Genomic DNA, 8,704 nt, shown 5'->3' with positions numbered 1-8,704 from the left:
TGATCCCGCGACCACCGATATATACACCCAAACTCATCCACTCTTCCCCTACCCCACGCTCTACCGTTCTCACCGGTGTCGGGGCGCAGTCGTATACGCCGTTCCCCCGGCCCGGAACGGCCGGAGGAACGGCTAGACCTTGAACGACATGGTGATGAACGTGCCCGCGGCCCCGGTCTCGAACTTGATGTCGGAGCTGACCATCCGGGCCACCCACAGGCCCATGCCGCTGGTCGCGTGCGGCCCCGGGGGCGTCTCCCCCGGGGACGGTCCGGGGTCCCACTGACCCTCGTCGTGGATCTCCACGACGAGGGTCCGGTCGACGGTCCACATCCGCAGCATGGCCTTGGCGGTGGCGTGGCCGTGGGTGACCGCGTTGGTGGCCACCTCGTTCAACGCCACCAGGAAGTCGGCGAGTCCGTCCTGTGACATGCCACTCCGCATGGCCTGGACGGCGGCGAAGTCACGTACGTCGGGAAGGTCGGGAAGACAGAAGGCGAGTTCGGCCACGGTGGTCCCCGCGGGAGAAACCCTGGAACGGGCGCCACTCGCCGTGAAGCGAGCCGGACGAACACCGTCCTCGTTCACCCGAGATCCGCCTCCCCTGTCCCGGTCCGCCGTCGTCCTCAACATCCGGGATTCGTTCAAACGCACCTTACGCCACGTCCGTTGTCGCCGACTGGGGTGCCCGGTAACAGGCTGTGTATTCAGCATTCGGCGACAAGCTCCGCACGGAGCTGGTCGAGCACCTTTCGCAGGATACGGGAGACGTGCATCTGGGAGATCCCGAATTCCGCGGCGATCTCGGCCTGGGTCATGTTTCCGAAGAAGCGCAGCAGCAGGATGTTCTTCTCCCGCGTCGGCAGTTTGTCGATCAACGGCTTGACCGCCTCGCGGTCCACGAGGGTGCCCAGCGCGTCGTCCTCCTCGGGGATGACGTCGCCAAGCGCCGCCGCGTCGTCGTCGGCGCCGAGGGGGGCGTCCAGCGAAAGCGCGCTGTAGGCGGCGGAGGCATCGAGGGTGAGCAGGACGTCCTCTTCGGAGATGTGCATCTTCGCGGCCAGCTCGGCGACCGTGGGGGCACGACCGAACTCCTGGCTGAGGTCGGCTACCAGGCGGTTCAGCTCGGCCCTGCGCTCCTGGTAGACGCGGGGGACGCGAATGGCCCAGGTGCGGTCGCGGAAGTGGCGCTTGACCTCACCGGTCATGGTGACCACGGCGTAGCCGCGGAAGGGGTGCCCGAGGGTCGGGTCGAAGCCGTTGATGGCCTTCATCAGCCCCACGTACGCGGCCTGCAGGAGATCCTCCATCGGCTCGCCGCGGTAACGGTAGCGGCGGGCGATCTCCATGGCGAGGTGGCGGTGCATCTCGACGATGCGCTCGCGCAGGCGCTCGGCACGATGGTCGGATACCTCGGGCAAAGACATCTCGGCGAGGAGGTCCTCAGCGGTCATGTCGGTGATGTCGAGTGCCTGAACAGACATTGCTGCTCCCTGGTATTACTGTCAGGCGAGCCGACCACGGAGCAACGTCCGGGCAGACGGCATCGCCTCGACCGATTTTCGAGGCGAGGCCCTCTGCTGGACCTCTGGTTCCACTATTCCCCTGAATCCTGGAGTATTACTCGCCCGCAGGTAACAGTAAGGTTGCTAATCGAATGGTGCGAGGAGGCTCTGAGTGACGGTGTCGGAGAACGGCGAGAGATCTGCAGCCCTGACTCTCACGTCGGCGCTCGTCAGTGGGATCAACGTGATCCGGGTGACGGGCCTGCTGGACGCGACGACAAGGGAGCAGTTCGCCGACTACCTGGCGGCGCAGACGGGCGAGCACGGCCTGGACATGGCACTGGACCTGGGTGGCGTGACCTTCATGGACTCGCGGGCGTTGGGGCTGATCGTGCACCACTGGCAGCTCAGCACCACCGCCGGCGCCAAGTTCGCGCTCATCGGAGTGGAGTACGCCAAGACCAAAGTGATGTGGATCACCGGTCTGGCCCAGCGGCTGCCCCTCTACGACACGATCGACGACGCGATCGCCGCCTTCGGCTAAGGCGTTCTCTGTGGATCCCTCCGCCTACCGCGGTCGCCCGGACGGCGCCATGGCTCCGTCATGAGCTCCTCCTCCGCCTGACGGGCATCCGAACCCTGACGGCATGACCTCGTCGACCAGCCCCCACGACAGGGCGGTCGCCGCATCGACGGGCTCGCCGGTCATGGCGAGGTAGAGGGTGCGCCAGCGACCGACACGCCGGGGGATGCTGACCGTGCCGCCCGCGCCGGGAATCAGCCCCATGCCGATTTCCGGCAGGCGGAAGGTGGCCCCGGGATCGGCGATCACGGTTCCGGCGAAGGCGGGCAGCTCGATCCCGGCACCGACGCAGCTACCGTGCACGCGCACCTCGACCCGGTCCGCGAGCTCGTGAACGAGCCTTCCCGCGCCGCCGCGGGTGCGCACCAGATGCGCGGTGGTGAGATCGGGAGTGGTGCCGAACTCGTCGAGGTCGCCCCCGGAGCAGAAGGACGGCCCGGCACCGTCGATCACCACCCGGGTAACGGTGTCGTCGAGCACCGCGAGGCGCATGGCCTCGACCAGGGCGTCACGGACCTCCCGCCCGTAGGCATTGCGCCGCTCCGGCCTGTTCAGCGTGATCAGCAGACGGTCGTCGACCCGGTCGATCAGCACCGGTGGTGCCGTCGCCGCCGGTACCGGCCGGCGACGGCGGCCATCAAGCCAGCGGCGGAACTCGGGGCCGCCGAGCAGGGTCGAGTAGGCGAGGGATTCGACGTCCAGCGCGGTGGTGACCTCCAGTGCCTCCGTCGTCCTGAGGAGGGCACCGAGAACGACGGAGGCCTGCGGATTGCGCAGCGCCGCGCTGTGCACGGCCGTGAGCCGCTCCTCGGGGTCGGGAACGACGACGCACTCGCGTCCGGCCGGCCCGGCCGGCCCGGCGAGGGTCAGATCCAGCGCGTGCGTCAGATCCGCCACCTGTGCGGGCAACGGCTTCCCGGCGATCCCGATCAGCAGCCGGTCACAGGCGCGTGCCCGCGTCACCGCACGGTCCAGCGTCACCGCGTCGGCGCCGCCGTCCAGTTCCACCCCCACGATCGGCTCGCACACCCCTTTGGACATGTCGAGCAACGGGCCGTCGGCGGCACCGTCCGCCAGTTCGGCGACAGAGACACGCAGCAGGTCAGCCACCTACTCCCCCACTCCGTCGATGGATCATCGGCTCCCCTTCTCCCTGTCCCGTGGGCAGCGGGCCCGGTCGCCCCTGCGGCTCACCGCCCCCGGCACGGCGCCGGCGGACGCCCTCTCAGCCGGTTTTCTCGCCCTGGTTGCGCTGGTGCTCGTCGACCAGCAGCCTGGCCAGGTCCGCGACCTTCACCTGGTGGTGCTGGGAGATGCGGCGCAGCTCGTCGAAGGCGGCCTCGGCCGAGCAGCCACTGGACTTCATGATGATGCCCTTGGCCTGGTCGATGATCGCCCGGCCCGCCAGGGCCTCCTGCATCTGGGCGGCGTCGGTACGGACCTCGTCGTAGTCCCACAGGTTGGCGAGCGCCACCCCTGCCTGTTCGGCGAGCATGTCGGCCAGCGGCGGGATGTTCCTGGCGGCGAAGGCGCCGGGGCGCACACCGTACAGGCCGAGGACCAGGACGGCGTGCTCGATGGTGATCGGCATCACCAGAACCGAGCGGACGCCGCAGCGGACCGCCATACCGGCGTACGCCGGCCAGCGGGACTCGCGCAGGACGTCCTGGACGACCACGTACTGTCCGGTGGCGCGGGCCTCGGTCGAAGGCCCCTCACCGAACTTCTCCTCGCCGTCGAGGAGCACGATGAGCTCACTGTGAGAGGCTGAGACGACCATGCGTTCCTGGCGCCAGAGTTCGGCGGACCCGCCCGCGCAACCGGGCACACCGCCTGCGAGGGTTGCTGTGAGCCCGCGTAGCACGCTCTCGCTCGATGTTTCCTCGCTGACCCTGCCGAGGGCCGCCAGGTCCCGGGCCAGAACGGGAGTGACCATATCCATCTCGCGACTCCCCTCCCTGTGTCACTAACTTAACCACTATCCGACCGCGATCGATTCGACCTACCGGGGTGGCGTACCGTCTACGACGGGACCAGCCCACTCCGGCCCCTGACGAGGACGAGCATTGACCGACGCCATTGGCCTTCAGAGCCTGGAGCAGGCGCTGAGCGCGCTGAGCGCCAGGATCTCCTCCCTGCGCGAGGCGAAGTCCGCATACCCCGCCGACCCCCGGTCCACACTTGACGCGGCGCTGGCGGAGCTCGACACCGCCCGCGAGCTGCTGGAGACCTCCGTGCGCGAGCTGCGCAAGGCCCCCAGGCGGTCGGGCCAGCGGGAGAGCGGATCGCAGCGGGAACTCAAGCTACTGCGGCAGGTGTTCCGCACCTTCCCCATCCCGGTGGCGGTGCTGGACGCCTCGGGTGTGGTCCGGCGGATCAGCGCCGAGACCTCCCGGATGCTCGGCAGCCCGGCGGGGTATCTGATCGGCCGCTCGTTCCCGCTGTTCGTCGACGTCTCCCGCCGGGCGGCGTTCCGCTCGCACCTGACGGCGGTCCAGCAGGGCGGTCAGACCGCGACGTTCCAGACACGGCTGGCCCACCAGGGCCGCGCGCACACGGTGCAGCTGGCCATCACCCGGCTGACGATGCCGGGCGAGCCGCAGGAGATGGTCGCGGTCATGATCCTGCCACTGGAGGCGCAGGTGGCCGGGCCGCCCCACGGTCCCGCCGACCGGTCGGACGCCACCCTGGTCATGGCCGCGGCACGCCGGCAGGAATTGCTGGCCAGGATGACCCGCCTGTTGCTCGACGAGGAGAGCCTGCGCCAGCCGGTGACCGTCACCAGGGCCGCGCGGCTGCTGGCCTCGGAGTCGGCCGACTGGGTGATCGCCGATGTGATCCGCGACGGCGTCCCCGCCCGCGCCTGCGTGCTCGGCCCGAGCGACAAGCCGGTGACCCAGCTGGTCCGCCTCGCCGAACAGATGAAACCGCTGACCGCACCGGCCATCGCACACGTGCTGACCGGCGGCTCGGGCGTGGTGCACGAGATGCTGGAGGACGAGAGGCTGCTCGGCGACGTCCCCGGCGGGCCGCCCCTGCTGCGGGTGATGAACGCCGCCTCGGTGCTGATCGTGCCGATCGGCGGCGAGGACGACGTGCTGGGCTCCCTGACCCTGGTGCGCCTGCGCGACCGGGAGCCGTTCTCGCTGGCCGATCTGGGGGTGCTGGAGGAGATCGGCGTCCACCTGGGGCTCGCGCTGCGCGCCCGGCGCAGCTTCCAGACCCGCTCGCGGGCCGCCGACGCGCTGCGTACCAGCGTGGTGCCCCGAAGCCTGCCCGACATCCCCGGATTCGAGGCCGCCGCCATCTACAACGCGGGCTCCAGCCCGGTCGGCGCCGAGTTCTACGACGTCTTCCCCACCCGGGACGGGTGGGGTTTCGCCCTCGGGGGCGCGGCCGGCAAAGGCGAGGAGGCCGCGTCGGTCAGCGCCATGGTCCGCAACGGGCTGCGCGTGCTCAGCGTCTGGGAGTCCGACCCCGGCGAGGTGATGCGCAAGCTGAACCAGGCCCTGACCGCCCAGCACAACGGCATGTTCGTGATGGCCGTGACCGGCTTCATCCGGGCGCGCAAGATCAGGCTGGCCAGCGCGGGACACCACCCCGCCGCGCTGCTGCAGCCCGACGGCGGGGTGCGGTTCACCGCTGGGGGCGGCGTGCCGCTGGGCATCGCCGCCGAGGCCGAGATGTTCACCGAGGAGCTCACGCCGGCCTCCGGCCAGACCCTGGTGTTCTACTCCGACGGCCTGGTCGCCTCGCAGAACGAGCTCGGTGAGCCCTACGGCGAGACCAGGCTGGCCGACGTGCTGGCACGCTGTGTGACGCGCTCGCCCGCCGAGATCGTCAAGACGGTGGAGGAGGACCGGCACGCCTTCTCCGGCGGAAGAGTCTGGGATGAGATCGTGATACTCGCCCTGCGTGTCGTGTGACCGGCCGCCTCGGCGTGGCCCGCCGGTCTCACCGAACGGTGAGGGGCCGCCCCCGGCGGCGTCCGTGCCCGGCCGGCCGGGGCGGAGAATGAGATCGTTTCAGGATCGGCCCGCTGCCGGTCGGAGCGGGCCGACCTCCGTCCGCCAGGCCACGGCTCCACGGCTCCGACCGGTGTTCCCCGCGCCTGGATGACCTGCCCTTACGACACCGGGACCACCGGTCAGGCGGTGGTCGCCGTCGCGGGCGCCAGGGCCGAGAAGTCACGGCGGAGCAGGAGGTGTCGAAACCCGCGGGTTTGGCTCCGGCTGAGATCGGGGTATGGTTAGGGCAATGCAGACGTGTGCCTAAGACGCAGGCACCCCTGAAGGAATAACAGGCTTTCCATGCCTATCTCCTCCCAGAGGTGTGCCGTGAACATTGCATTCGTCTCCTCCGAGGCTCTCTCCTCCACCCAGGACGAGTCCGACCTCGCCTCCCAGCGCGCTCACCTGATGGCCGTCGCCCGGGAGCTCGGCCGGGAGCACAAGGTCACCATCTACGCCCGGAGAAACTCCGACCTTGACAAGCCCAAAGTTCGTGTGTCGCAGGGCGTCACGCTTGAGCATCTGACCGCCGGACCCGCACAGGATCTTCCGGAAGACGGCGTGCTGCCCTACATCTCCGACCTCGGCGACCAGTTGATGCACCGCTGGGGGCAGGATCGCCCCGATGTCATCCACGCGCACTCCTGGACCGGCGGGCTGGCCGCCATCGCCGGCGCGAACGGCCTGAACGTGCCGTTCACCCAGACGTTCAGCAGCGAGCACCCCCGCGACGCCAAGCGAGTACGGCTGCAGCGGGCCATCGGGCGCCGGGCCAGCGCGGTGATCGCCGGGTGCGGCGACGAGGAGAGCTCGCTGATCCGGCTGGGCGTGCCGCGCCGCAGCATCTCGGTGATCCCGCGTGGTGTCGACGTCGAGCGGTTCCGCCGCCAGGGCCCGGCCTCCGCCCGCGGTACCCGTCCCCGCCTGCTGCACGTCGGGCCTCTCACCGCGGAAAAGGGTGTGCACACCGCGATCCGCGCCCTGGAGGGCATCCCCGACGCCGAGCTGATCATCGCCGGTGGCCCGGCGACCTCGGACCTGGAGCACGACGCCGACGCGCGCCGCATGATGCTGCTGGCCAAGGAGATCGGCGTCGATGATCGGATCACCGTTCTCGGGCACATCCCGCACTCCGCGGTCGCCAAGCTGATGCGCAGCGCCGACGTGGTCGTCTCGCTGCCCCAGGAGGCTCCGGCCGGCGTCGTCGTGCTGGAGGCCATGGCCTGCGGCGTGCCCGTCATCGCCTCCGCGGTGGGCGCCCACCTCGACTCCGTGGTGGACGGGGTGACCGGCCTGCTGGTGCCCGCCGACCGTCCCGCGCAGACCTCCCGCCTGACCCGCGAGCTCCTCGCCGACCCGACCCGCCGCACCGCGCTCGGCTTCGCCGGCGCCGACCGCGCCCGGTCCCGCTACTCGTGGGAGCGGATCAGCCAGGAACTCGTCCACGTCTACGAGGTCGCCCTCTCCGGTTCCGCCCGCTGACCGCGCCCGCCGGGCGCCACCGGCCACCCGTCACATGTGAAGGACCGGGACTCCCGCCGGAGTCCCGGTCCTTCACATGTCCGGGAGGCGGGCTAGGACTGGGACGCGCGGCGGTGCAGCACGACCCCGAGACCGCTCGCGGCCAGCAGGACGGCCCCGGCCAGGACCAGGATCACCGCGCCGCCCACGGCCCCGTCCGTCCAGTCCCAGACGGCCTCGGGAACGGCGAGTGTCAGCCCGGCCACGCCGCTGACGATCAGCACCCAGGTGCGACGGCGCCCGTACAGCGACAGGCAGGCCAGCGCGATCACTGCGGTCAGCCAGTATCCCCAGGCCTCCCCGTCCCACAGGACGGGCCACTGGCCGCCGAAGAGCGCGATGGCCGCGCCCATGCCCAGCCCCAGATCGTGCGGGACGAGCAGCCCGGCGAGGGCGAGCGCCAGGATGAGCACCCCCAGCGCGACGTAGGCGAGGCCCCAACCCGCGCCCTCTCCCCCGACCGAGAGGTCCAGCAGGCCGGTCACCGTGACCAGGGCGAACCCGCCACAGGCCAGCAGGCCGATCGCGGTGGGCAGCAGCGCGTACGCCCCCGCCGCGATCACCAGTCCGGCCGCGCCGCCGATGAGTCCCTCGTGGTGATCGGCGGCGACCCCGGCGCAGAGGGCGGCGGTGCCCGAGCCCAGCGCGGCGAGCGTGGCGGCGACCCTGCCCTGTACGGCGGCCGTCCTGCCGGTCGCGGACCGCGCGGCCCTGCCGAGCCCCACGGCCACCGCCAGCAGCAGGGCGGTGACCACGGCGAGAACCGTGATCCTCGTCGGCTGGGTCATCCGATCCCAGCCCAGGGCGACGAATGCGGCGGCACCGGCCAGGACGAGTCCCCCGCCGACGTACGCGAGGATCTCGCTCCATCTGACCCGGTCCCCGGCGCCCCGGTCGCGCAGTGCCTCGCCCACGGCACGGGTGACCGGCTCCACCTGCTCCGCCTGGAGCTCACCGGACTCCACCAGCCTGGCCAGTGCCCGCCGTATGGCATCAATGTCGCTCATGTCCGAAATCGTGGCACAACCTGCCCGGACTAGCATCCTTCGGATTCGTGGGACGGATGCGAAAACGGAATACCACTG

8 protein-coding genes are annotated in these 8,704 nt (G+C 70.5%); 3 read left to right on the top strand and 5 right to left on the bottom strand.

All coding sequences use genetic code 11. The annotated features are described in order from the left end of the window. Nucleotides 1-132: 132 nt before the first annotated feature. Both AB0J58_RS05580 and AB0J58_RS05575 read right to left on the bottom strand, forming a co-directional pair. The gene (locus tag AB0J58_RS05580; protein WP_364210658.1) at nucleotides 133-510 is read right to left on the bottom strand and encodes an ATP-binding protein; all 378 of its coding nucleotides are present in this window, start codon (nucleotides 508-510) and stop codon (nucleotides 133-135) included. Between the two features lie 197 nt (nucleotides 511-707). Then, nucleotides 708-1,484: a SigB/SigF/SigG family RNA polymerase sigma factor gene (locus AB0J58_RS05575; RefSeq protein ID WP_343983599.1), complete on the bottom strand. Its 777-nt coding sequence runs from the start codon at nucleotides 1,482-1,484 to the stop codon at nucleotides 708-710. Between the two features lie 193 nt (nucleotides 1,485-1,677). Between AB0J58_RS05575 and AB0J58_RS05570 the strand changes: the two genes are divergently transcribed. Then, nucleotides 1,678-2,049, top strand: coding sequence for an STAS domain-containing protein (locus AB0J58_RS05570; RefSeq protein WP_343983596.1), 372 nt, complete (start codon nucleotides 1,678-1,680; stop codon nucleotides 2,047-2,049). Between the two features lie 24 nt (nucleotides 2,050-2,073). Here the strand turns inward: AB0J58_RS05570 and AB0J58_RS05565 are convergent, their stop codons facing one another. Both AB0J58_RS05565 and AB0J58_RS05560 read right to left on the bottom strand, forming a co-directional pair. After that, nucleotides 2,074-3,198: an enoyl-CoA hydratase/isomerase family protein gene (locus AB0J58_RS05565; RefSeq protein ID WP_364210655.1), complete on the bottom strand. Its 1,125-nt coding sequence runs from the start codon at nucleotides 3,196-3,198 to the stop codon at nucleotides 2,074-2,076. A 115-nt stretch (nucleotides 3,199-3,313) separates the two neighbouring features. Then, nucleotides 3,314-4,030: an ANTAR domain-containing protein gene (locus AB0J58_RS05560; RefSeq protein ID WP_343983590.1), complete on the bottom strand. Its 717-nt coding sequence runs from the start codon at nucleotides 4,028-4,030 to the stop codon at nucleotides 3,314-3,316. A 124-nt stretch (nucleotides 4,031-4,154) separates the two neighbouring features. On the opposite strand from AB0J58_RS05560, the gene AB0J58_RS05555 reads away from it, so the two are divergent. Together AB0J58_RS05555 and AB0J58_RS05550 are read left to right on the top strand one after the other, a co-directional pair. Continuing rightward, entirely contained in the window at nucleotides 4,155-6,014 is a 1,860-nt protein-coding gene (locus AB0J58_RS05555) for a SpoIIE family protein phosphatase (RefSeq protein WP_364210652.1), read from the top strand. Nucleotides 6,015-6,425: 411 nt separating this feature from the next. Continuing rightward, the gene (locus AB0J58_RS05550) at nucleotides 6,426-7,580 is read left to right on the top strand and encodes a glycosyltransferase (RefSeq protein WP_364210649.1); all 1,155 of its coding nucleotides are present in this window, start codon (nucleotides 6,426-6,428) and stop codon (nucleotides 7,578-7,580) included. A 92-nt stretch (nucleotides 7,581-7,672) separates the two neighbouring features. Here the strand turns inward: AB0J58_RS05550 and AB0J58_RS05545 are convergent, their stop codons facing one another. Beyond that, nucleotides 7,673-8,626: a hypothetical protein gene (locus AB0J58_RS05545; RefSeq protein WP_364210646.1), complete on the bottom strand. Its 954-nt coding sequence runs from the start codon at nucleotides 8,624-8,626 to the stop codon at nucleotides 7,673-7,675. Between the last annotated feature and the right edge of the window lie 78 nt (nucleotides 8,627-8,704).

The sequence above is a fragment of the Streptosporangium sp. NPDC049644 genome, assembly GCF_040675205.1.
Lineage (GTDB): Bacteria > Actinomycetota > Actinomycetes > Streptosporangiales > Streptosporangiaceae > Streptosporangium > Streptosporangium fukuiense.
This window is presented reverse-complemented; position numbering and strand designations above follow the sequence as displayed.

Bases quoted from the DNA above. Each gene is read 5' to 3' on its own strand.
- AB0J58_RS05575 (WP_343983599.1), bottom strand. From the start codon at position 1,484: ATGTCTGTTCAGGCACTCGACATCACCGACATGACCGCTGAGGACCTC.
- AB0J58_RS05560 (WP_343983590.1), bottom strand. From the start codon at position 4,030: ATGGATATGGTCACTCCCGTTCTGGCCCGGGACCTGGCGGCCCTCGGC.
- AB0J58_RS05545 (WP_364210646.1), bottom strand. From the start codon at position 8,626: ATGAGCGACATTGATGCCATACGGCGGGCACTGGCCAGGCTGGTGGAG.